General features: G+C 71.5%; 1 protein-coding gene. It reads left to right on the top strand.

The annotated features are described in order from the left end of the window. Window positions 1-575, top strand: a 575-nt coding sequence (locus tag FVW27_RS18990) for a TVP38/TMEM64 family protein (protein WP_167128259.1), incomplete at both ends; no start/stop codon positions are given.

The raw sequence follows: 575 nt of genomic DNA, 5'->3' as shown, positions 1-575 counted from the left end.
GGCCTGCCTGGCCTTCCTGAGCGCCCGCCACCTGCTGCGCGCCACGGTGCGCCGCCTGTGGCCCGGCCAACTGGCCCGCATCGACGCGGCCATGGCGGAAGGTGGCGACAGGCCCGATGCGGCGACGGATACAGGAACGCAGCCCCATTCCGCCGTTCTTGTGTCTTCAGACCAGGCGTCGGCAACGCATGCGTCGACAGACCACGCACCCCCGCGCCGACTTCCGTCCGGCGCGCCCTTCGCCGGACTCCTCTCGCCGGGCGCGCTGTGCCTGCTGGGCCTGCGCTGCGTGGCCGTGATGCCCTACTGGCTGGTGAACCTGCTGTTCGGGGTCACCGCCATGCGCCTTTCCACCTTCGCCACGGTTTCGCTGTTCGGCATGGTACCGCTGAACGCCCTTTACGTGCATGCCGGGGCGGAACTGGGGCGCATTCGCCACCTTGGGGACATCATTTCCCTGCGCACCGGACTGGCCCTGTGCCTGCTGGCCGTGGCCCCCCTGCTGCTGCGCCGGGTGGCGGGTCGAAAGCTGCCCGCGCCAACCGTCCGGCAGCGTGCGGGCACCCGCTGCGCGG

Origin of the sequence: Nitratidesulfovibrio liaohensis (assembly GCF_011682075.1) — a bacterium.
In the GTDB taxonomy this organism is placed as follows: domain Bacteria; phylum Desulfobacterota; class Desulfovibrionia; order Desulfovibrionales; family Desulfovibrionaceae; genus Cupidesulfovibrio; species Cupidesulfovibrio liaohensis.
Note: the sequence above shows the minus strand (reverse complement) of the source record. Positions and strands in the feature narration are given on the sequence as shown.